Origin of the sequence: Achromobacter marplatensis, assembly GCF_049060505.1 — a bacterium.
Taxonomy (GTDB): domain Bacteria; phylum Pseudomonadota; class Gammaproteobacteria; order Burkholderiales; family Burkholderiaceae_B; genus Achromobacter; species Achromobacter marplatensis_A.
Genome location: NZ_JBMGRB010000002.1, coordinates 89,470 through 111,107, shown reverse-complemented (window position 1 = coordinate 111,107; position 21,638 = coordinate 89,470). Strand labels below are relative to the sequence as shown.

Below are 21,638 nucleotides of genomic sequence, written 5' to 3'. Positions count from 1 at the left end.
ATCAAACCGTGTGGAGACAGCATGAACGTAAGCAAGAGGCAATTCCTGGGCGGCGCCGCGGCGCTTTGCCTGTCGCCGTGGGTGCCCGCCTGGGCGCGACAGGCCAACGCATCGACGGCCGGCGCCGCCGCCAACTGGCCGACGCGCCCCGTGCGCATCATCGTGCCGTATCCGCCCGGCGGATCGTCGGACATCATCGCGCGCATCCTGGCGCCACGCCTGGCCGACGCGCTTAAGCAGACCGTGGTCGTGGAGAACAAGCCGGGCGCCAACGGCAACCTGGGCGCCGGCCTGGTCGTGCAGTCGGCGGCGGAAGGCCATACCGTGCTGTTGTGCGATGTGGGCGCGTTGGCGATCAGCCCGTCCGTCTACACCAAGTTGTCGTTCGACCCCTCCAAAGACCTGCGCGCCGTCAGCATGCTGGCGTATTCGCCGCACGTGCTGGCCGTGCATCCCGATGTGCCGGCCAAGACCGTGCAGGAACTGGTGGCGCTGTCGAAGCAGCAACGCCTGAACTTCGCCGTGACGGCGATCGGCAGCGCGCCGCACCTGGCCGCGGTCGCCGTGCAGCAGGCCACCGGCGCCCAGTGGGAATACGTTCCTTACAAGGGCGGTTCGCAGGCGGTGACGGATACGATCGGCGGGCAGACGCAGATCATCATGAACGGACTGCTGGCCACGTTGCCGCACATCAAGGCGGGCAAGCTGCGGCCGATCGCGATTTCCAAGGGAGAACGCATGCAATTGGTGCCGGACATCCCGACCATTTCGGAACAAGGCGTCAAAGGATTTGAATCGGGCACGTGGCAAGGCGTGATGGCGCCGGTCACGACGACGGATCCGGTGGCGGAAAAGCTGGCGATGCTGATGGCGCAGATCGTCAACCAGCCAGACGTGAAGGCGCAGTTGAACGAGCAGGGCGCCGAGATCGTGACGCGCAATCCCGCCGAGCTGACGCAGTTCTTCAACAGCGAGCGCGCCCGTTGGGCCAAGGTGGTGCAAAGCGCGGATATCCGCTTGGATTGACCCCGAGCCGCGGACGCTGCGTCTTGCGATGCGGTAAGGATGGGCGCACACTGGCCGGCATGCCGTCTTGTCACGGAGCCGTCATGAAAGCCCTGATTCTTGCCGCATGGATGGCGCTGGCCGCCGCGCCCGCTTGGGCGCGGGACGGCGTGCCAAGCGTGCCGCAACCGCCGGCGTCAGCGCGCACGTTGCCCGACGCATGTTTGGGAACCTCGTGCCCGAAGACGGTGGATCCCGGACGAAGCCAAGCGCCATGCCTGGGTACGGCTTGTTCGGGTGCCGGTTCTTCGGTGCCGGGGGCGAAACCGGGCGCAAGTCCGGCCCCCGCCCCCTGGAGCGGGCCCGCCCAGCCCCGGCTTCCGCCGATGCCATCGCGCTCGGGGCAACCCATCGGGCCGTTGACGCCAGGACCCGTATTGCCGCGTTAGGAAACCGAACTGAAGGCGCGCGCGGCCAGCTTGAAAAAATTCATGACGGTGCTTGTTGCGTGGCAACATAGCCTGCTATCTTCTTGCCCGTTACGCGTTCGCCGCACCCTGGGGACCTTATCCATGCCTGCCCGTCAACGCCTGTCCCTTGATCCCGTCCCGATGCCGCCGCCGTCCACCGACGCGCTGGGCTGCGCGGCCAGCAAGTTGCTGGTGAATCAGCAATTCGAAGGCGGCGGCCTGACCTTCTATCGCAAGAGCACCGCCCGGGAACACTTCGGCAATGTCTCGACGCCCGGCTCCGACCGCGGGTTTCTCGTTGGCGTGGCGATGCAGAGCGGACACCGCCGGCGCATCCTGGAAGGCCATCACGCATCGACCCATGACTTCGACACCGGTTCGATCTACATCCGGGACTTCAACAACGACTACCGCGCCGACCTGAATGGCGGATTCGATTTCGTGCTGATCGAATTGTCGCGTGCGTTCATCGAACGCGTGAACGACGAAAGAGGCGGGCCGCGGATCAGCAGCCTGTTGCCGCGCGCGGGCACGCACGACCCCGTATTGGCGCATCTGTCGAAAGTGGTGGGCTGCGTGATGGAGCAGCCTGCGGAAAGCAGCGGCTTGTTCGTCGATCACCTGAGCCTGGCCATCGGCACCCACGTGCTTGAGCGGTATGGCGCGGGCGGCACCTCGGGCTGGGCGGACTCGGGCGGCGGCCGCGTGTTGTCGCGCAACCTGGAGGCGCGCGCCAAGGACATGCTGCTGGCCACCGTGCGCGACGACAATTCCATTGCCGACATCGCCGAAGCCTGCGGCCTGTCGCGTAGCTACTTCATCAAGGCATTCCGGCAAACGGTGGGCACGACGCCGCACCGCTGGCTGCTGGAGCAGCGCGTGCAAAAAGCCCAGGACCTGTTGCGGGCGCCCGGACGGTCCATCACCGATATCGCGCAGCTCTGCGGCTTTGCCGACCAAGCGCATATGACGCGGGTGTTCACCAGTCTGGTGGGCGTGTCGCCGGGCGCCTGGCGCCGCGCGAACGCGTCATAAGTCCGCCGTCGCGTCATTGCTCTTTCGTACAAAGCAGGGCGCAAGCGCGCAAGACGCGGCCGGCAGCAGAGCGCTACCTTTCGGGGTATCGTGCCGCTTTCCCGGAGGATCCGTGACTGAGTTCAGCAACCATCTTGGCGCTTCTGCCGCCTCTGCCTGCCGCCCGGCCGATTTGCCGGCGTTGCATGCGCAGGCGTTTCCGATGCTGCCGCCCGCCTTGATGATGCGGGCCGCGTCCTATGGCGAAGAAATCTCGGCGGCCAGCGGCAGCGTCCTGTTGAACTGCGGCGAGCGCGAGGGCGCGTTCTATGTCGTCCTGGAAGGGTATGTCGAGGTGCTGGAATGCGAGCCCGACGGCACGATGGAACGCCTGTTGACCCATCGCGACGGCGAGTTCACGGGCAGCCTTGATCTGTTCACCGACCGCCCCAATGCCGTGACCGTGCGCGCGGAATCCGCAAGCCGGTTGCTGCGCGTCAGCCGGGCGGCGCTGGCGCAATTGATCCTGGCCGACCCCGAATTTGCCGATGTGGTGTTGCGGGCCTTCATGCTGCGCCGGATCAGCTATTTGCGCCAACGGCCCTACGGCGGGGCGATCCTCCGTTCGACCACGAAGCCGGAGCAGGAAGATTCCGTGCTGGATCTGGCTGTGATCGGCGGCGGGCCGGCGGGCCTGGCGGCCGCGAGTTATGCCGCGTCCGAAGGATTGCACACGCTGCTGGTGGGTAGTTCCCTATGCCGCGCCAATTCTCCGCGCGCCGATGTGCTGCCGGGTTTTCCGGGCACCATTTCGGGGTTGTGCGGCGGCGGCCTGCTGCGCCGGGCCGAGGTACAAAGCCGCCGCTTCGGATCGCATGTGCTGCCGCTGCGCACGGCGCATGCGTTCGATAGCGACTGTTATCCCTACCGGATTTCGCTGGACGACGGGCAGGTCATCGAAACCCGCAGCCTGATTGTGGCGACGGGCATGCGAGATGGCCCGCATCTGGCGGCGCCGGAGGCCAACACGGCGTGGCTGGACGGTTGCCTGGACATGGATGACCGGGGCTACATCCATACCGGCCGCGCGGCGGCGGGCTCCATGCAGGCCAGGGCCTATGAGAGCTCGCAGCCCGGCGTGTTCGCGGTGGGCGCGGTGCGGGCGGGGTCGGCCAAGCACGTATTGGCCAGCATCGCCGAAGGCGCGGCCGCGGTGCGCGTGGTGCACCGCTTCCTGGACGCCTCGGCGCACTGAGGCCGCCGCGCCGTCAGGCCACGGGCCCCGGCTTGGCCTGGCGGATGTCCAACGCCAGGAAATGATGCACCACGGGCTTTTCCGGACCGATGTGAAAGCGCTGGGCTTCGCCCTGCAAGTCGGCGTCGGCCTGCGACACCCGCTGATGCTGGCGCAGGTGTTCCGCCCAGGACTCCACCAGGAACCATTCCTGCACCCGTTCCGGGTCGCTGGTATGTTCGGCAATGCCCCAGGCGTAAGCGCCGTCGCGCCGACGCTCTTCGGCCACGGCCTTGAGCGCTTGCAGGAAAGCCGGGCGATCCTGGACGCGGATGCGGTATTCGATCTGCACCATGACGGGGCCCCGGTCATGTTCCACCGGCGCGTCCAGCAACGGTTCGGGCCAATGATTGGAGGGATCCAGATTGGCCTCGCCTTGCGGCAGGCGCATGCGGTGCAGCACGAGTCCCGCGATGAACAGGCCGGCAGCGCCGGCAAGCAGGGTGGCCGGCACGCCGATCTCTTGCGCCAGCAAGCCCCAGCCCAAGCTGCCGGCAGCCATCGCGCCGTTAAAGACCATCAGGTAGATCGCCAGGCCCCGGCCGCGCACCCAGTTGGGCAGGATGGATTGCGCAACGCCGTTGAAGGTGGTCAGCGCGACGATCCAGCCCATGCCCAGCAGCAACAGAAGCAGCACCGCCGCCCATTGCGGGGGCGCGAAGGACAGGGCCGCCATCACGACGGCCGTCATGGCGGCGGCAGCCAACACCAGGCCGTCCGTGTTCAAGCGCTGGCGCAGCTTGGGCAGGATGACGGCGCCCAGGATCGCGCCAACGCCCACGGCGCCCAGCAAGATGCCGTAAAAGCCCGCGCTGCCGCCCAGCATTCGCCGCGCCACCAACGGCAGCAACGCCCAGACGGAACTGGCAAAAATGAAGAACACCGCAGCGCGCAGCAGCACCACATGCAGCTCGCGGCTGGCGCGGGCGAAGCGCACACCAGCGCGGAATGCGCCGAAGAACTGTTCGGATAGCCCGTCGTCCACCTTCTTGGGCCGCTTCCACCAGAGCAGGGCGCCGATCACGAATACATAGCTGAGCACGTCGGCCCCATACGCGGCGGCGGCGCCGAACGCGGCCAGCAGCAGGCCGCCCACCGCCGGGCCCAAGGCGCGCGCAATGTTGATGCCCAGCGAGTTCAGGCCGACCGCCGTTTTCAGTTCGGCCTTGGGCACCAGTTCGGGCACGATGGCCTGCCAGGTGGGGCCCATCAGCGCGGTGCCCACGCCGCCCAGAAAGGTCAAAGCGATCAGATACTCCACGGTCAACGTGTTGGTCTTGGCCATCATCAGCAGAGTGAAACTGACGCAGGCTAGCAGCACCTGGATGACGATCAGGAACCGGCGCCGGTCCAGGATGTCGGACAGCACGCCGGCCGGGATCGCCAGCAGAAAGACCGGCAGCGTGGCGGCGGTCTGCATCATCGCGACGGCGGCAGGGTTGGAGGATAGATCGGTGACGAGCCAGGCGCTGGCCACGTCGCGCATGAAGCTGCCGATATTGCCCAGGATGGTCGCGCCCCATAGCACGGCGAACAGCGTGTGCTTGAGCGGGGCCATGCCGCCGACAGCGGCGGCGGGCGGAGGGGTGTTGCGGTTAACGCTTGTCATGAGAGCGCCCTGTCAAGTCATGCCATGCGACCAGGACCCATGCCCCGGCCAATCCGAAGTGCTCGTAGAAGGCGTTCATGGTCATGAAACGCGTGCTGGCGGGCGCTTCCCAGTACCGGTTGGCCATCAGCGCGGCCACGGCGGTAAAGCCAGCCAGCGCCAGGGCGCCCAGCCAGCGCAGCCGGCCGGTCAGGACCAGCGCGCTTGCGCCCAATTCCAGCAGAATAACGGCAGCGGCCGCGAGCGGGGCGGGATGCAGGCCGAAATGCGCCATTTCGGCCTGGGCGCCATCGAAGTCCAGCAGCTTGACCAGCCCGCCCTGAAGATAGGCGCCGCATAGCGCCAGCAGGGCAAGCCAATGGACGGCGCGCGAGGTGAATGCCGCGTGCATCGTCATACAGCCCAGCATGCGCAACCCAGCGCGCCCCAGAAACCCTTCAGGTCCGAGACGGGCAGTTGGCTGGCCCAGGCGCCCGCGTGCTGATGACCGTGGACATTGCAGTCGTTGGCGCACGCGCAGCCCGAGGCGGCTTCGCGCACGGCGGCTTGCAAGGGCTTGCCTTCCGTGTCGCCCCAAGCGCCGTAACCGCCGAACAGCCGCGTGGGCGACCAATCCGGCATCGCGGGCGGCGGTGCGGCCTCGTCATGGGCGGCGAATTCGCCGGCGCCCCACACGACCTTGCCGCCCACCATCGTGAGCAGGCTTGCCGTGTCGGCGATGTCGGCTTCCGGGCAGGCGAAAAAGTCGCGGTCGGGCACGATCAAGTCGGCCAGCTGGCCCTCGGCGATGCGGCCCTTCTTGCCTTGTTCGTTCGAGAACCAGGTGACGTTTTCGGTCCACATGCGCAGCGCGGCGTCGCGGTCCAGGCAATTGCGTTGCGGCGTCAACCGCAGGCCGCCGACCGTCTTGCCGGTGATCAGCCAGGATAGCGACACCCAGGGGTTGTAGGACGCCACCCGCGTGGCGTCGGTGCCGGCGGACACGTTCACGCCTTGCTCCAGCATGCGCTTGACCGGCGGCGTGGCTTCTGCCGCGCCCGCGCCATAGCGCTCGACGAAGTACTCGCCCTGATAGGCCATGCGGTGCTGCACGGCCACGCCGCCGCCCAACGCCGCGATGCGGTCGATGGAGCGTTCCGAAATCGTCTCGGCGTGGTCGAAGAACCAGTTCAGGCCCGCCAGCGGCACGTCCCGGTTGACGCGTTCGAACACGTCCAGCGCGCGCGAAATCGTTTCGTCGTAGGTTGCGTGCAAGCGCCACGGCCAGCGGTTCTGCGCCAGGATGCGCACGACTTCTTCCAGTTCGCCTTCCATTTCGGGGCCCATGTCGGGCCGCGGCTGGCGGAAGTCTTCGAAGTCGGCTGCGGAAAACACCAGCATTTCGCCAGCGCCGTTATGGCGGAAGTAATCCGTGCCTTGTTTGTATTGCGACGTGGCGGTCCAGTTCAGGAAGTCTTCCTTTTCCTGCTTGGGCTTCTGCGTGAACAAGTTGTAGGCCAGGCGGATCGTCAACTGGCCGGCGTCGGCAAGTTGCTGGATGACCTGATAGTCCTCGGGGTAGTTCTGGAAGCCGCCGCCGGCGTCGATCGCGCCGGTGACGCCCAAGCGGTTCAGGTCGCGCATGAAATGGCGCGTGGAATTCAGCTGATAGTCGAACGGCAGCTTCGGGCCTTTGGCCAGGGTGGCATACAGGATCGAAGCATTGGGCTTGGCCAGCAGCAGCCCCGTGGGGTTGCCAGCCGCGTCGCGCACGATCTCGCCGCCCGGGGGCGCCGGCGTGGTCTTGTCGTAGCCCACGGCGCGCAAGGCGGCGGCGTTCAGCAACGCGCGGTCGTACAGATGCAAGATGAACACGGGCGTGTCGGGCGCCGCCGCATTCAATTCTTCAATGGTCGGCAAGCGCTTTTCGGCGAACTGATGTTCGGTGAAGCCGCCCACCACGCGCACCCACTGCGGGGCGGGGGTGATGGCGACTTGCCGGCGCAACATGGACATGGCGTCGGCCAGGCTGGTTACGCCGTCCCAGCGCAGCTCCATGTTGTAGTTCAGCCCGCCGCGGATGATGTGCAGGTGGTTGTCGATCAGGCCAGGCAGCACGCCGCGCCCGTTCAGGCCGATGACCTTCGTGCGGGGGCCGGCCAGCGGCAGGATGTCGGCGGCCGTGCCCACGCGGGTGAAGCGGCCGTCCCGGATGGCGACGGCATCGGCCGTGGGGTTGGCGGGGTCCAGCGTCGTGAAGCGGCCCTGATGCAGGATCAGGTCGGGCGCGCCGTGGCGCGCGGTCTCGGGGGTGTCAGGCATTGCGCTTGTCTCCACAGGCATCCGGGGTCGATTGGGCGGGGTTGGCGGGGGGCTTGGGGCAACTGGGCAGTTCGCCGAACATGTGCGGTTTAACCTGTTGATGAAGCCAGGACGTGCGGGTGGCCTCGTCGGACAACAGGCGTTTGACCAGCGGGGGAATCTGTTCGCCCGCCAGGATGCCAAGCAGGCCTACCAGGGCAATCACGGGAGGCGCGGGAGACCGCACATTGAACAGCGCATAGATAATCCCGACCAGCAGGCCGAGCCCCAATGAAACCAGGTAGACCTTCATTCGCAGACTCCGATCAGCCTTCGTGGGCGTTGAACATGGTCTTGGCGTAAATGATGCCCAAGCCATAGGCGCCGCCGAACCGCTTGGCGATGCCGGTGGTCATGTCGTAGGTATCCGTGCGTGCCCAGTCGCGCTGCATTTCCAGCAGGTACTGCAGCGCCGTGATCGGCTGGCCGCCCGCTTGCACGATACGCTCGATAGCGCGATTGTGGGCTTCGACCGAAACGTCGCCGCACGCGTCGGTGATGACGTACACCTCAAAACCCTGATCCATCGCGGACAGGGCCGGGCCGACGATGCAGACGCTGGTCCACAGGCCGGCCAGCACGATGCGCTTCTTGCCGATTTCATTGACCTGCTTGATGACTGCGGCATCTTCCCACGTATTCATGGACGTGCGGTCCAGCAGGGTCTTGCCGGGGAAGGGCTGGACGACTTCGTCGAACATCGGGCCCGAAAAACTCTTTTCGGCAACCGTCGTGAGGATCGTGGACGCGCCGAAGCCTGCGGCGGCGTGGGCGACCAGCGCGGCATTGTTGCGCAGCGTGACCGCGTCGATGGAATGCGTGGCGAACGCCATCTGCGACTGGAAGTCGATCATGATGAGCGTGTGGTCCTTGGGGGAAAGCAGCTTGGCGCCGGGGGTGGGGGTAGCGGTGATGGGCATGGATGACTCCTGCGAATGCCTGGGTGGGAAAACCCCTGCAATGTGCCAGCGCGCCCACTTGGCGTATTGAACGTTTGTCCGCCGGTTTGAAGATTGTGATTGCGCAGCCGGTTCTGGACCGTGCCGTGGCCACGTTGGGCCGCGCGCACGGCGCGACCCGCAATCGGGCGAAGCATGCACCGCATTGGTGCCAAGCGCGTCGTCCCGGGGAGCCGCGGCCTTGACGCCGGGGCCGTCGCGGCCCGTTTCCCCAGGGGAAGTTGTCGACAACGGTCGGCGCCCGCGCTTGGCATGCAAGTTGCTTAATTATTTCAACGCACTATTGCTACTATCGGTCGTCATGCCCGCCGGGCCAGGGGGCGGACGGCCCCGACGTTGTCAGCGTGACTTTGCAGTGTGGAGACCTTCATGAAGCATCTCATCAAGCACGTGACTCGCTACCGTTATGCCGCCCCGGTGAACTACAGCATCCAGACGCTACGGCTGACGCCACGGCGCGACGACCACCAGCATGCGCTGCGATGGCAGATCCAGACGCCCGGCGAGATCCAGCCGCAGGTGGACGCCTACGGCAACGTCATCCACACGCTGACCCTGCATCGTACCCACAGCGAAATCGAAATCCATGCGGTGGGCCAGGTGGACATCCATCCGTTGGCCCAGGGCCATGTGGGCGACGAAGACGACCGCTTGCCCGTCCACATCTACGGCGTGCCGACGGCGTTGACCCAGTGCGATGACAGCATCCGGGAATTCTGCCGCCACGTCGTTCCGCGCGGCATGCAGGCGCCCGAGGACGTGCTGCGGTTAAGCGCCGCCATCCGCGAACGGGTGGCCTATGCGCCGGGGCTGAACGATGCGCCGATGACGGCGGCGCAAGTGCTGGCGGCAGGGCGCGGCGGCAGCCAGGACCACACACATCTTCTGCTGGCTTGCGTGCGCGCTTTCGGTACGCCGGCCCGCTACGTCAGCGGCTATTGGCACATGGCAGGCGACGATGCCGCCAGCCACGGCTGGGCGGATGTCTGGCTGGCGCGGCACGGCTGGGTCAGCGTGGACGTCAGCCACGCGTGCTTCGCGTCCGACGGCCATTGCCGGCTGGCGGTGGCGCGCGACTATGAATCGGCCTCGCCCGTGCGATGGCTGCACGGCGCGGCCGCCGCGTTGACCATGAACGTGTCGGTGCAGGTGCAGACCAGCCACTGAAACATCCGCGTGATCCCGTAGCAGTGCATTGGCCGTGTTGCGGCCGCCCCAGTCCACACCCGGAGATGGCAGTGACGATCCACGTAGCCCTCAAGCACGTTACGCAATACCAATACGACCGCCTTGTGGGGCTGTCGGCGCAAGTGCTGCGGTTGCGCCCCGCGCCGCACAGCCGCACCCCCATCCTGTCGTATTCACTGACCGTCGAACCGGCGGACCACTTCATCAACTGGCAGCAGGATCCGTTCGCCAACTACTTGGCGCGGTTGAACTTTCCCGGCAAGACACGCGAATTCAAGATCACCGTGGATCTGGTTGCCGAGATGGCGGTCTACAACCCGTTCGACTTCTTTCTGGAGCCGGACGCCGAGACGTTTCCCTTCACCTATGACGACGGCCTGGCGCGTGAGCTGGCGCCGTACCTGGTGTGCGACAAGGCCACGCCGCGCTTTGCCGAGTTCCTGTCTCGCGTGGACGTGCGCCCGCAGCGCACCGTGGACTTCCTGGTGGGCCTGAACCAACAGATCCATCAAGAGATCAACTACTTGATCCGCATGGAGCCCGGCGTGCAGACGCCTGAAGAAACCCTGGCGCGTAATGCCGGATCGTGCCGCGATTCGGGGTGGCTGCTGGTGCAGGCGCTGCGCCATCTGGGACTGGCGGCGCGCTTCGTGTCGGGCTACCTGATCCAGTTGAAGCCCGACGTGCGCGCGCTTGACGGCCCCAGCGGCGCGCAATCGGACTTCACCGACCTGCATGCGTGGTGCGAAGTCTATTTGCCGGGAGCGGGGTGGATCGGGCTGGATCCGACGTCGGGCTTGCTGGCCGGTGAAGGCCACATCCCGCTGGCGGCCACGCCCGAACCCGGCAGCGCCGCGCCGGTCACGGGCGCGGTCGACGAGGCCGAGGTGGTGTTCACGCACACGATGGAAGTGAAGCGGGTGTTCGAGTCCCCGCGCGTGACCAAGCCCTATACGGACGCGCAGTGGCACGCCATCCTCGACCTGGGCGACAAGATCGACGACCACCTGGACCACATGGATGTACGTTTGACGATGGGCGGCGAACCGACGTTCGTGTCCGTATCGGACCGGCAGGGCGCGGAGTGGAATACCGCCGCCCTGGGGCCGACCAAGCGCGGCTATGCGCTGGAACTGCTGAACCGGCTGCGCACGCGCTATGGCGGTAATGGCTTCCTGCATTTCGGGCAGGGCAAGTGGTATCCGGGGGAGCAACTGCCACGCTGGGCGTTGTCGATCTATTGGCGCGCGGACGGCCAGCCGTGCTGGGACGACCCGGCGCTATTCGCCGACGAGCGCCAGCGCAGCGCGTACAAGGTGGCGGACGCGCGGCGGTTCATGGCAAGGCTGTGCGAGCGGCTGGGCGTTAGCGGGCAGCATGTCGTGCCCGGCTACGAGGACGTGTTCTATTACTTGTGGCGTGAACGCCGGCTGCCCGCCAACGTGGATCCGTTCGATTCGCGGCTGGACGACGAGATGGAGCGGGCGCGCCTGCGCCGCGTGTTCGAACAGAAGCTGGACAGCGTGGTGGGTTACGCCTTGCCGATCCAGCCGGGCGAGGGCGGCCCCTGGGTGTCCGGCCCGTGGTTCTTGCGCGACGAGCGCATGTACCTGTTTCCCGGCGATTCCCCAATGGGCTACCGCCTGCCGCTGGATTCGCTGCCGTGGGCGGATGAGGCCGACGCGCCCATGGCGGTGGAACGCGATCCGTTTGATGCGCGGCGTTCGCTGCCTGGCCCGGCGCAGCTGTTGACGCAGAACCTGCGCGCCGCCACGCGCCACGATCCGCACGCCGCGTGCGATGCACCGGGCGCATCCCACGGCGGGGCGGCGGGCATGCCGGAAACGCCCGCGCCCGCCCGGTTTGAATCCGCCGCCGGGCTGACGCGGACCGCGATGTGTGTCGAAACGCGCAACGGCGTCCTGTATGTGTTCATGCCGCCGTTGCCGCGCCTGGAAGATTACCTGGCGCTTGTCGCCCAGATAGAGGCCACGGCGCGCGACCTGGACGTGAAGATCGTGATGGAAGGCTATCCGCCGCCGCGCGATCCGCGATTGCAGGTGCTGCAAGTGACGCCGGACCCTGGCGTCATCGAGGTCAATATCCACCCGGCCAGCAACTGGGCAGAGTTGGTCGACCACACCGAGTTCCTTTACGAAGCGGCATTTGAAACCCGGCTGTCCACCGAAAAGTTCATGGCGGACGGCCGCCATACCGGCACGGGGGGCGGCAACCACTTCGTGCTGGGCGGCGCCACGCCGGCCGACAGCCCGTTCCTGCGCCGCCCCGACGTGCTGGCCAGCCTGCTCGCGTATTGGGTGAACCACCCCTCGCTGTCCTACCTGTTTTCCGGCCTGTTCATCGGACCGACCAGCCAGGCGCCGCGCATCGACGAAGCCCGCAACGATCAGGTCTACGAGCTGGAACTGGCATTCCAGGAAATCCACCGGCGCTGCGCGGAGCCGGGCGCGGCGGTCCCGCCGTGGATGGTAGACCGGGCCTTGCGCAACATTCTGGTCGACGTGACCGGCAATACTCATCGCTCGGAGTTCTGCATCGACAAGCTGTATTCGCCCGACAGCGCCACGGGCCGGCTGGGGCTGCTGGAACTGCGCGCCTTTGAAATGCCACCGCACGCGCGCATGAGCCTGGCGCAACAATTGTTGTTGCGCGGCCTGATCGCGCGCTTCTGGAAGACGCCTTACACGGCGCGGCTGACGCGCTGGGGCACCGAACTGCATGACCGGTTCCTGTTGCCCACGTTCGTGAAGATGGATTTCGAGGATGTGCTGGCCGATCTGAACGAGGCCGGCTATGGCTTCGATCCCGCCTGGTTTGCTCCCCATTTCGAATTCCGCTTCCCGCTGTTCGGCGACGTCGCGGCACGCGGCATCCATCTGGAGTTGCGTGGGGCGCTGGAACCCTGGCACGTCATGGGCGAAGAGGGCTCGTCCGCCGGGACGGTGCGCTATGTGGATTCGTCGCTGGAACGGGTGGAAATCCGGGTGTCGGGCCTGAACGGTAACCGCTATGTCGTGACGGTGAACGGCCGCGCGCTGCCGTTGCAGCCCACCGGCCGGGTCGGTGAATACGTGGCGGGCGTCCGGTACAAGGCGTGGGCGCCGCCGTCGGCGCTGCATCCCACCATTGCCGTGCATGTGCCGCTGACCGTGGATATTGTCGATACCTGGAACCAGCGATCGCTGGGGGGCTGCAAATACCATGTCGCGCATCCGGGCGGGCTGAACCCGGAATCGTTCCCCGTCAATTCCTACGAGGCCGAAAGCCGCCGGCTGGCGCGCTTTGAAAAGACCGGTCATACGCCGGGGCGCATGGACGTCGCGCCAGCCGTGGCCGGCCGGGAATTTCCGTTCTCGTTGGATTTGAGGCACGATTGAGCCTTACCGCATGTTGAAACCCGGCCTAGCCGCCGGCGATAAAGCCGCTATGCCGCAATTTCTTTTTCAGACGGACCCGTCGCAGGATGTCGCATCCCTGGCGGTTCATGCGGCATTGCCCGCACGGCCCGGGCATTACGACGAGCTGCGCGACACCACCGGTGCATCGGGCGCCACCCGCCTGCGTGAACCGTGGCCCCGTTTTTTCGAGCTCCTGGGCACCGGCGGCTTTGCCGATCTGGACCGGCGCGCCGACGGAGTGGCCCGCCGGATCCGCGAAAACGGCATCACTTACAACATCTACGCCGAGGCCAACGGGTCGGCGCGGCCCTGGTCGCTGGACCTGCTGCCATTCGTCATCAACGACACCGACTGGGCGGCCATCGAACAGGGAGTGCGCCAACGGGCCGCCTTGCTGAACCGGCTGCTGGGCGACGTCTACGGGCCGCAGTCGCTGCTGGCCGACAGGTTGATCCCGCCCGCGCTGGTGTTAGGCCACCCGGGTTATTTGCGTCCGCTGCGCGGGTACGCGCCGCCGGGGGACACGTTCTTGCACATCGCCGCTTTCGATCTGGCGCGGGCCAGCGACGGCGGTTGGTGGGTCGTGTCGCAGCGCACCCAGGCGCCGTCCGGGCTGGGGTACCTGCTGGAAAACCGCCTGACCATCTCGGGCATGTTCCCCGAGGCGTTCCAGGAGCTGCGGGTGCAGCATCTGGCCACCAGCTACCGGCGGCTGATGGACATGCTGTACAAGCTCAGCCCCGGCGGACGGTCGGCGCAGACGCCGCCGCGCATCGTGCTGCTGACGCCGGGCCCCTACAACGAGACCTACTTTGAACAGACCTATCTGGCGCGCTACCTGGGGGTGACCCTGGTGGAAGGCGGCGACCTGGTCGTGCGCGACAAGCTGCTGTACCTGAAGACCCTGCACGGACTGGAACGCGTGCATGCGGTGCTGCGCCGGCTGGACGACGATTTCTGCGACCCGCTGGAGCTGCGTTCGGATTCGACGCTGGGCGTGCCCGGCTTGTTGCAGGTGATGCGGGCGGGCAATGTGCTGGTGGCGAATTCGCTGGGCACGAGCTTTCTCGAGTCGCCCGCCATCAATGGCTTTTTGCCGGCCATCAGCCGCCGCCTGCTGGACGCCGACCTGTTGCTGCCATCGCTGCCGTCATGGTGGTGCGGCGAGGCCGCGGCGCGCGAACAAGTGTTGGCCAACTTGCCGGGCGCCGTGGTCAAGTCCACCTATCCCAGCAATGCGCGTGGCGGGTTCGAACCGGTGATCGGCGGCGCCGTGCCGCCCTCCGAGCGCGAGGCGCTACAGGCGCGCATCGCCGCCAATCCCGATGCCTACACCATCCAGGAATACCTGCCGCTATCCCAGGCGCCCAGCTGGATCGCGGGCCGCATCGTGCCGCGCGCCGCCATGCTGCGCGTATTCGTCATCGCCGACGGCGAGGGCGGTTGGAACGTGCTGCCTGGCGGGCTGACCCGCATCGCCAGCCGCGAACAGCAGATCGTGTCGATGCAGCGCGGCGGCAGCAGCATGGACACCTGGGTCACGACCCGCGGCGCGGTCGACACGTTTTCGATGCTGCCCGCGCAGTTGCGGCCCGAAGACCTGGTGCCCGCGCATCGCCCGGTATCCAGCCGGGCGGCCGAGAACCTGTTCTGGATGGGCCGCTATACCGAGCGCGCCGAAAACGACGTGCGGCTGGCCAACGTGGCGCTGACCTGGCTGAACAGCGACGAGGACAACGCGGGCGAGCTGTTCGCCGCCGTCGCCGCGCTATGCCGGCGCAGCGGCCTGGTGCCGCCCGCGCCGACCCTGTCGGTGCGCATGTTCGAATCCACGCTGGTTGCGGAACTGGCGGGTGCGGACGCCCAGGGCGGCGTATCGCGCAATCTGGGCGCGCTGGCCTTTGCGGCCGGACAGATCCGCGACCGCCTGTCGCCGGACCACTGGCGGCTGGTGGTAACGGCGAACGAGCTCTTCAGGCGCATGGCGTCGGGCGCCAAGGACCGCGACGCCGATGCGCCGGCGACCGCGCCGGATGTGCTGCGCGCGCTGAAAAACCTGGGCATGCAGCTGTCGGCCATCACGGGTTCGCAAACCGACCGCATGACGCGCGACGACGGCTGGCGGCTGCTGACCATCGGACGGCAGATTGAACGGCTGTCGGCCATGGCCGGCCTGCTGGGCGAGCTGTTCCGCCGCAACGCGGTGTTGGGCGACAGCGGGTTCAATATCCTGCTGGACCTGTTCGACAGCAAGATTACGTATCGCGCCTACTATCCGGGCCGCCAGGAAGTGCCCGCGCTGCTGAACCTGCTGGTGCACGAACCCGCCAACCCGCGATCCATCGCCTGCGTACTAAGCGTGCTTCGCACGGAGGTGGCGCGATTGCCCGCCACCGTGGCGGGCCCCGCCACGGACCTGCTGGGGTGGCTGCCGTCGGAAGACGCGGGGCCGACATTGGCCGCGCTGTGTCAGCAGACGCAGGGGCTGTATGCCGGCGTGCTGGCGCTGTCCGACACACTGGATGCCGCGGCCGGTGCGTTGTCCAACGAAATCAGCCGGCGTTATTTCAGCCACGCGGCCGGCTACGGCCAGACGCTGTCGGCGTAGTCGCCGGCAACAAAACCCGCCCGTCCCCCCAACCGACCGCCATTCCAGCCCGCCACCGCCATGACTTTGCCGACCTTCTTGCCCCCCGCTGTTTTCGCAGGCGAAGCGGGTGTGACGTTGGGGGTGGATCATCAAACCGCCTACCGCTACGACGCGCCCGTGGAATTGGCCCACCATCTGGGCTATTTGCGCCCGTTGAATGACGCCTGCCAAGTGGTGGAAGACTACGCGCTGACCGTCACGCCCGCGCCGTCCGATTTCAGTGAATCCGTCGACGGGTTCGGCAATACGCGTTGCACGTTTGCGTTGGCCGCGCCGCATGAATCGTTGACGGTGCGAGCCACCAGCCGCGTCACCGTCACCCCCCGTTTCGACGGCCTGGACCCCGGGGCGGGGTTGCCTTGGGAAGCCGCGGCGCAGCGCCTGCGCTATGACCCCGCCGTGCCGTTCGCGCCCGAGGCCGAGTTCACGTTTCCGTCGACCTACGTGCCGTTGCACGCGGAATTTCGGGAATACGCCTTGCTGTCGTTCACCGCCGGGCGGCCCGTGGCCCAGGCCGCGATCGATCTGATGCACCGCATTCACGCCGACTTCTGTTACCGGCCGGCGCATACGCAGGTGTCCACGCCCGTCCTGCAGGCGTTTCAGGAAAGGGTAGGCGTGTGCCAGGACTTCGCGCATGTAATGATCGGCTGCCTGCGCGCGATCGGCCTGCCGGCGCGATACGTCAGCGGCTACCTGATGTCGCAGCCGCCGCCCGGCAAACCGCGGCTGATCGGCGCGGACGCTTCGCACGCGTGGGTCTCGGTGCATTGCGCCGGGGTGCCGGCCAACGCGGGCTGGGTCGATATGGACCCCACCAATGACGTGGTGCCGGGCGCCGCGCACGTCATCCTGGCCTATGGGCGGGACTACGGCGACGTCACGCCGCTACGCGGCGTGATCCGGGGCGGCGGCCATGAATTGGATGTGCGCGTGACGGTCGCGCCTATCGACGAGTTTCCCCTCGGGACGGATACATGAGCTATTTTTTCGACGCGATCAACCGCCAGCTGCGTGCCCCGAAACGCCAGCGCGTGCGGCACGCCCGCGCGAAGGCGTTCCAATGCGTGTGCGGGCAGCCCATCTTCTTTTCCAACACCGAATGCCTGAACTGCCATCGGCAACTTGGTTTTGACCCCAAGCGCGGCCACGTGCTGGCGCTGGACGAAGGCGCCACGCCCGGCACCTGGCGGGAAGCAGGCCGGGCGCGAGGCAAAACCTACAAACGCTGCGCCAACTTCACGCTGCCGGCTTTGTGCAATTGGCTGCTGCCGGCGCATTCGCCCGACGCGCTGTGTACCGCGTGCAGCCTGAACCGCACGATTCCCGACATGTCCGTGCCGGACAACGGCCCGCTGTGGTTCAAGGTGGAAGCGGCCAAGCGCCAGATGATCGCGCAACTGATGACGCTGGGCCTGCCAATCCGCCGATCGGTGGAGCCCGATGACGGCGGCCTGGCCTTTGATTTGCTGGCGCCCGGCGCCGATGGCGCGCCGCTGTTGACGGGGCATGCGCAGGGCCTCATCACCATCAACGTGCTGGAGGCCGACGACGCCTACCGCGTGAAGGTGCGCGAAGACATGCGTGAGCCGTACCGGACCTTGCTGGGCCACTTTCGCCACGAGATCGGCCATTACTACTGGGACCAGCTGATTGCGGGCAGTTCGTGGCTGGAACCGTTCCGCCAGGTGTTCGGCGACGAACGGACCGATTACGCGCAAGCCTTGCAACGCAACTACGAACAGGGCCCCCCGGCGGACTGGGACCTGCATTTCATCAGCACGTATGCGTCCTGCCATCCGTGGGAAGACTGGGCCGAAACCTGGGCGCACTACCTGCACATGATGGATACGCTGGACACGGCCATCAGCTTTGGCGTCACCCGGATGGCCGTCGAGCAGTCCTACGAGCCGTTCACCACCGCGTCGCTCTACGACCCGCAAGATCCCGACGGGCAGGCCTTCCTGGATCTGCTCAATGCCTGGGTGGCGCTGACCGGGGTGTTGAACGAGCTGTCGCGCAGCATGGGGCAACGGGATTTCTATCCCTTCGTGCTGCCGACCCAGGTGGTTGGCAAGCTGCAGTTCGTGCATCAGGTGGTGAAGGGGGCGTCCACCATTCTCATCCCATCCCGATAAGGCTCCGCCGCCGTCATCTGCGCCAGCACCTCTCGCAGCATTCCCTGCACGATCTTCACGGCCTGCGTCATGGGGCGGCTGGCGGCCGTGGCCAGCATCAGGCGGGTGGACAGGCCCGGATGCGTGATGCGTCGGGCGATCAGCTGGCCGGCGGCCACTTCCTTGATCACGGCGGGCAGGCCCAGCACGGTATGGGCCAGGCCTTCGGCCACGATTTCCTTCATCAGTTCCAGCGCGTCGATTTCAAACGCCACGGTAAGCGGCATGTCCGCCTGCGTGGCGGCGTGCTCGAGCGTGCGGCGCAGGCCGTGGTTGCGCGTGGGCAGAACCAGCGGCAGGCTGCGCAATTGGTCGAAGTCGATGGACGTCATGGCGCGCGCGGCGGGCGACAGGCTCTGCGGCGGCGACACCAGCGCCAATTCCAGTTCGGCCAGCGGGTCCACCGCGATGTGCTGCGAGCGCCGCGCGTCGTGCAGCACGGCGATATCCACGCGGGCATTGGTCAGCCATTCATGCACATAGCCGCTGTATCCGGTGATGATGTTGAGCTGGATGCGCGGGTGCCGCTTCCAGACCTCGGCCACTAAACGCGTGCCGACCATGTGGCAGAGCGTTGGCGTCAAGCCCAGCGTGACCTGGCCGGACGGTGACTTCTGGTCGTTGTGGAATTCGGTGACCACGTGGTCCATCTGCCGCAACAGCGGCCGCAGCCGGTCCAACAGCTTTTCGCCGTCGGGCGTCAGCGACACGCCGCGCCCATTGCGGTATAGCAGCGCGCAGCCGCATTCATCTTCCAGCTTGCGCACTTGCCGGCCCAGTGCCGACTGGGCGATGCCCAGCACGGAAGCGGCTTTTGAAAAGCTGCCCTGATCGGCGACGTGGATCAGGTTTTCGATCTTGCGTAGGTCCATCCCGGGTCCGCGCGCGGGGGCGCGCCGCTGTCTCTAGTGTGCGTTTCTTGTATATCTGATTGCCAGAGTATGCCTAGTCGGTCCCGCCTTGCCAATCTAGAATTTCCAGGATCCCACCCTGACTCCAGACGACGCCCATGACCGTATCCGCCGACTCGAACACGTCTTCCCATGCTTTGCTGAAGGTCTTCGCCGCCAATGGCATCGACCGCATTTTCGTGGTGCCCGGCGAAAGCTATCTGGGCGTGCTGGACGCCCTGTATGATTTTCCGCGGATCGACGTGGTGACGTGCCGCCACGAGAGCGGCGCGGCGTTCATGGCGGGCGCGGATGCGCGGCTGACCGGACGGCCGGGTGTGGCGATGGTGTCGCGCGGACCGGGCGCGACCAACGCGTCCATCGGCGTGCATGCCGCGCAGCAGGATGGCGTGCCGATGATCCTGCTGATCGGCCAGGTGCCGAAGAAGGATGTGCGCAAGGAAGCCTTCCAAGAGATCGACTACCAGAAGATGTTCGGGTCGATGGCTAAATGGGTGGTCGAAGTGTCCACGCCGGAAGAACTGGCGGCGGCGGCCTTCAAGGCGATCCGCGTGGCGGTGTCGGGCACGCCGGGACCGGTGGTGATGGTGGTGCCGGAAGACGTGCAGCAGGCTGCCGTGCCGCAGCCCGCGTGGGTCGCGGCGCCGGACAGCCCCGCGCAGCCAGCCCCCGGCACGTTGGAACGCATCCACGGATTGTTGGCGCAGGCGCGCCGGCCTCTGATCATTGCGGGCGGCGCCTTCAATCGGCCCGACGGGCGCGAGGCGCTGCGGCGGCTGGCCGAGCGGCACACGGTTCCCGTGGCGGTGTCGTTCCGGCAACACGATATTTTTCCCAACACACACGCCCTGTACGCCGGCGACCTGGATTTGGCGACGCCCGCGGCGCAGGTGGCGGCGTTCAATTCCAGCGATCTGATCCTGGCCCTGGGCACGCGGCTGGGCGACATCACGACCCAGGGCTACGCCTTTCCGGACTATCCCAAGCCGGCGCAGGCGCTGGTCCATTGCTACCCCGACCCGCACATCGTGAACCAGCATTTTGCCGCGGATATCGGCCTGGTGGCCGACCCCGCTGCCACCGCCCATGCGCTGGCCAATCTGCCCGCCACGGGCCAGGGTCTTGCGCGGGATGACTGGGCGGCGTCGTTGCGGGCCATCCAGCAGCGCACCGCTGCATGGCCGCAAGCCGACGCGGAAGACGGCGTGCCCTTCGTGTCGGTGGTGCGGGCGCTGACGCGGCAGGCGCCCAACGACGTGGCGATCTGCCTGGACGCGGGTACCTTCGCCGCGCCCGTGTACCGGCACTTTCCGTTCGTGTATCCGCAGCGGTTGATGGCGTCGCAATCCGGCGCGATGGGCTACGGCACGCCCGCGGCGGTGGCGACGCAATTGCGGCACCCCGACCGCAAGGTGGTGTGCCTGGTGGGCGACGGCGGATTCATGATGACGGGCAACGAGATGACGGCCGCCGCCGAACGAGGCTTGCCCATTCTATTCATCGTGTCGAACAACAATTGCTACGGGTCGATCCGCCTGCATCAGGCGCGCACGTATCCGGGCCGCCATGTGGGCACGGACCTGTCCAGCCCGGATTTCGCGATGATGGCGCGCGCCTTCGGCATGCAGGCCGAATATCTGACGCGCGTGGACCAACTGGACGCCGCCATCGCGCGCGGCCTGGCGTCCGCCCGCCCGTATTTTCTTGAGGTGCGCACCAGCTTGTCCGTCATCCTGCCCGCCGGGGCCGGCCATGCCGCGGGCGTGGACCTGGTGCCGCGAGACGAACGGGCATGAACCGGCGGCCTGCCGGCGAAAAGGGGCCGGGGGCGGCGGCCGTCATTCCTTGTAGCCGGGATCCTTGCGGTCCATCAGGCGTAGCATGGCGGGCCATTCCAGTTCGCCGAAGGGCCGGCGCGTCGTCGGCTGGTACAGGTGCCAGGTTTTTTCGATGACGTCGGGCGAGGGCAGGCAAAGCGCTTGGTTGGCGCTCAGGGCGTCCACCTGCGCCTTGCAGGCCATCTCCAGCCAGTACAGGGTATTGAACGCCTGGGCGATGGTGGGCCCCACGGCCAGCAGACCATGATTTCGCAGGATCATCGCCTCGGACGCGCCCAGGTCCGCCACCAGCCGCTCGCGTTCGCTCAGGTCGATGGCGACGCTTTCGTAGTCGTGATACGGAATCTTGGCAAAGCGCATGGCGGTCTGCGTCAGCGGCAGCAGGCCGCATTCCAGCGCCGATACGGCCATGCCGGCGCGGGTGTGCGTGTGGATCACGCATCCCACGTCCGGCCGGGCGCCATGCACCGCGCTGTGGATCACATAGCCCGCGGCGTTGATGCCGTAGCCGGTGGCCGACGGGGTCAGGATACGGCCGGCCAGGTCGATTTTGACCAGGCTGGACGCGGTGATTTCGTCATACATCATGCCGTAAGGGTTGATCAGCAAGTGATCGTCCGTGCCGGGAATGCGTGCGGTGATGTGGTTATAAATCAGGTCGCTCATGCCGAAATGCGACACCAATCGGTAGCAGGCGGCCAATTGGATGCGTGTGTCGTGTTCCTGCGGGCTCATGTCGGGGTGGGCGTGCATGGTTGTGTCCT

At 66.7% G+C, this 21,638-nt stretch carries 16 protein-coding genes; 9 read left to right on the top strand and 7 right to left on the bottom strand.

Translation table 11 applies throughout. The features are described 5' to 3' along the window. The first annotated feature begins 21 nt into the window (after nucleotides 1-21). The 3 genes from ACI0FO_RS05305 (at nucleotide 22) to ACI0FO_RS05295 (ending at nucleotide 3,744) form a co-directional block, all read left to right on the top strand. The gene (locus tag ACI0FO_RS05305; protein WP_416024718.1) at nucleotides 22-1,026 is read left to right on the top strand and encodes a Bug family tripartite tricarboxylate transporter substrate binding protein; all 1,005 of its coding nucleotides are present in this window, start codon (nucleotides 22-24) and stop codon (nucleotides 1,024-1,026) included. A 551-nt stretch (nucleotides 1,027-1,577) separates the two neighbouring features. Then, the gene (locus ACI0FO_RS05300) at nucleotides 1,578-2,510 is read left to right on the top strand and encodes a helix-turn-helix transcriptional regulator (RefSeq protein WP_416024716.1); all 933 of its coding nucleotides are present in this window, start codon (nucleotides 1,578-1,580) and stop codon (nucleotides 2,508-2,510) included. Between the two features lie 112 nt (nucleotides 2,511-2,622). Then, on the top strand, nucleotides 2,623-3,744 hold the full coding sequence (locus ACI0FO_RS05295; RefSeq protein WP_416024714.1) for a cyclic nucleotide-binding domain-containing protein: 1,122 nt from the start codon (nucleotides 2,623-2,625) through the stop codon (nucleotides 3,742-3,744). Nucleotides 3,745-3,757: 13 nt separating this feature from the next. On the opposite strand, the gene ACI0FO_RS05290 is transcribed toward ACI0FO_RS05295, so the two are convergent. Genes ACI0FO_RS05290 through ACI0FO_RS05270 form a run of 5 tightly spaced genes read right to left on the bottom strand, consistent with a single transcriptional unit; the run spans nucleotide 3,758 to nucleotide 8,652 of the window. Then, entirely contained in the window at nucleotides 3,758-5,392 is a 1,635-nt protein-coding gene (locus ACI0FO_RS05290) for an MFS transporter (RefSeq protein WP_416024712.1), read from the bottom strand. Continuing rightward, complete coding sequence (locus tag ACI0FO_RS05285) at nucleotides 5,379-5,801, bottom strand: DoxX family protein (protein ID WP_416024711.1); 423 nt, start codon at nucleotides 5,799-5,801, stop codon at nucleotides 5,379-5,381. Before ACI0FO_RS05285 ends, ACI0FO_RS05290 begins: the two co-directional genes overlap by 14 nt. Next, entirely contained in the window at nucleotides 5,786-7,693 is a 1,908-nt protein-coding gene (locus ACI0FO_RS05280; RefSeq protein ID WP_416024709.1) for an amidohydrolase, read from the bottom strand. Before ACI0FO_RS05280 ends, ACI0FO_RS05285 begins: the two co-directional genes overlap by 16 nt. After that, on the bottom strand, nucleotides 7,686-7,985 hold the full coding sequence (locus ACI0FO_RS05275) for a XapX domain-containing protein (RefSeq protein WP_416024708.1): 300 nt from the start codon (nucleotides 7,983-7,985) through the stop codon (nucleotides 7,686-7,688). Before ACI0FO_RS05275 ends, ACI0FO_RS05280 begins: the two co-directional genes overlap by 8 nt. A 13-nt stretch (nucleotides 7,986-7,998) precedes the next feature. Further along, nucleotides 7,999-8,652 carry an isochorismatase family protein gene (locus ACI0FO_RS05270; RefSeq protein ID WP_416024706.1) on the bottom strand — a complete coding sequence of 218 codons (654 nt, stop codon included), beginning with the start codon at nucleotides 8,650-8,652 and terminating at the stop codon, nucleotides 7,999-8,001. Between the two features lie 408 nt (nucleotides 8,653-9,060). On the opposite strand from ACI0FO_RS05270, the gene ACI0FO_RS05265 reads away from it, so the two are divergent. From ACI0FO_RS05265 to ACI0FO_RS05245, 5 genes are all read left to right on the top strand, one after another. After that, entirely contained in the window at nucleotides 9,061-9,858 is a 798-nt protein-coding gene (locus ACI0FO_RS05265) for a transglutaminase family protein (protein WP_416024704.1), read from the top strand. Between the two features lie 71 nt (nucleotides 9,859-9,929). Next, complete coding sequence (locus tag ACI0FO_RS05260; protein ID WP_416024703.1) at nucleotides 9,930-13,277, top strand: DUF2126 domain-containing protein; 3,348 nt, start codon at nucleotides 9,930-9,932, stop codon at nucleotides 13,275-13,277. 49 nt (nucleotides 13,278-13,326) lie between these two features. Continuing rightward, nucleotides 13,327-15,906: a circularly permuted type 2 ATP-grasp protein gene (locus ACI0FO_RS05255; protein WP_416024701.1), complete on the top strand. Its 2,580-nt coding sequence runs from the start codon at nucleotides 13,327-13,329 to the stop codon at nucleotides 15,904-15,906. A gap of 60 nt (nucleotides 15,907-15,966) precedes the next feature. Then, nucleotides 15,967-16,929, top strand: a complete 963-nt coding sequence (locus tag ACI0FO_RS05250; protein ID WP_416024699.1) for a transglutaminase family protein — start codon at nucleotides 15,967-15,969, stop codon at nucleotides 16,927-16,929. Further along, on the top strand, nucleotides 16,926-18,086 hold the full coding sequence (locus ACI0FO_RS05245) for a zinc-binding metallopeptidase family protein (protein WP_416024698.1): 1,161 nt from the start codon (nucleotides 16,926-16,928) through the stop codon (nucleotides 18,084-18,086). Before ACI0FO_RS05250 ends, ACI0FO_RS05245 begins: the two co-directional genes overlap by 4 nt. Here the strand turns inward: ACI0FO_RS05245 and ACI0FO_RS05240 are convergent. After that, the gene (locus ACI0FO_RS05240) at nucleotides 18,041-18,997 is read right to left on the bottom strand and encodes a LysR family transcriptional regulator (protein ID WP_416024696.1); all 957 of its coding nucleotides are present in this window, start codon (nucleotides 18,995-18,997) and stop codon (nucleotides 18,041-18,043) included. The genes ACI0FO_RS05245 and ACI0FO_RS05240 overlap by 46 nt on opposite strands. Before the next feature lie 137 nt (nucleotides 18,998-19,134). Between ACI0FO_RS05240 and ACI0FO_RS05235 the strand changes: the two genes are divergently transcribed. Further along, a complete protein-coding gene (locus ACI0FO_RS05235) occupies nucleotides 19,135-20,832 on the top strand; it encodes a thiamine pyrophosphate-dependent enzyme (protein ID WP_416024694.1) in 1,698 nt (565 codons plus the stop codon). A gap of 42 nt (nucleotides 20,833-20,874) precedes the next feature. On the opposite strand, the gene ACI0FO_RS05230 is transcribed toward ACI0FO_RS05235, so the two are convergent. Further along, nucleotides 20,875-21,627 carry a class II aldolase/adducin family protein gene (locus ACI0FO_RS05230; protein ID WP_416024692.1) on the bottom strand — a complete coding sequence of 251 codons (753 nt, stop codon included), beginning with the start codon at nucleotides 21,625-21,627 and terminating at the stop codon, nucleotides 20,875-20,877. Nucleotides 21,628-21,638 lie beyond the last annotated feature (11 nt).

What these genes read in the sequence shown, in the direction of transcription:
- ACI0FO_RS05305 (WP_416024718.1), top strand. Translation starts at nt 22, where the DNA reads ATGAACGTAAGCAAGAGGCAATTCCTGGGCGGCGCCGCGGCGCTTTGC.
- ACI0FO_RS05300 (WP_416024716.1), top strand. Translation starts at nt 1,578, where the DNA reads ATGCCTGCCCGTCAACGCCTGTCCCTTGATCCCGTCCCGATGCCGCCG.
- ACI0FO_RS05290 (WP_416024712.1), bottom strand. Translation starts at nt 5,392, where the DNA reads ATGACAAGCGTTAACCGCAACACCCCTCCGCCCGCCGCCGCTGTCGGC.
- ACI0FO_RS05285 (WP_416024711.1), bottom strand. Translation starts at nt 5,801, where the DNA reads ATGCTGGGCTGTATGACGATGCACGCGGCATTCACCTCGCGCGCCGTC.
- ACI0FO_RS05280 (WP_416024709.1), bottom strand. Translation starts at nt 7,693, where the DNA reads ATGCCTGACACCCCCGAGACCGCGCGCCACGGCGCGCCCGACCTGATC.
- ACI0FO_RS05275 (WP_416024708.1), bottom strand. Translation starts at nt 7,985, where the DNA reads ATGAAGGTCTACCTGGTTTCATTGGGGCTCGGCCTGCTGGTCGGGATT.
- ACI0FO_RS05270 (WP_416024706.1), bottom strand. Translation starts at nt 8,652, where the DNA reads ATGCCCATCACCGCTACCCCCACCCCCGGCGCCAAGCTGCTTTCCCCC.
- ACI0FO_RS05265 (WP_416024704.1), top strand. Translation starts at nt 9,061, where the DNA reads ATGAAGCATCTCATCAAGCACGTGACTCGCTACCGTTATGCCGCCCCG.
- ACI0FO_RS05255 (WP_416024701.1), top strand. Translation starts at nt 13,327, where the DNA reads ATGCCGCAATTTCTTTTTCAGACGGACCCGTCGCAGGATGTCGCATCC.
- ACI0FO_RS05250 (WP_416024699.1), top strand. Translation starts at nt 15,967, where the DNA reads ATGACTTTGCCGACCTTCTTGCCCCCCGCTGTTTTCGCAGGCGAAGCG.
- ACI0FO_RS05245 (WP_416024698.1), top strand. Translation starts at nt 16,926, where the DNA reads ATGAGCTATTTTTTCGACGCGATCAACCGCCAGCTGCGTGCCCCGAAA.
- ACI0FO_RS05240 (WP_416024696.1), bottom strand. Translation starts at nt 18,997, where the DNA reads ATGGACCTACGCAAGATCGAAAACCTGATCCACGTCGCCGATCAGGGC.
- ACI0FO_RS05235 (WP_416024694.1), top strand. Translation starts at nt 19,135, where the DNA reads ATGACCGTATCCGCCGACTCGAACACGTCTTCCCATGCTTTGCTGAAG.
- ACI0FO_RS05230 (WP_416024692.1), bottom strand. Translation starts at nt 21,627, where the DNA reads ATGCACGCCCACCCCGACATGAGCCCGCAGGAACACGACACACGCATC.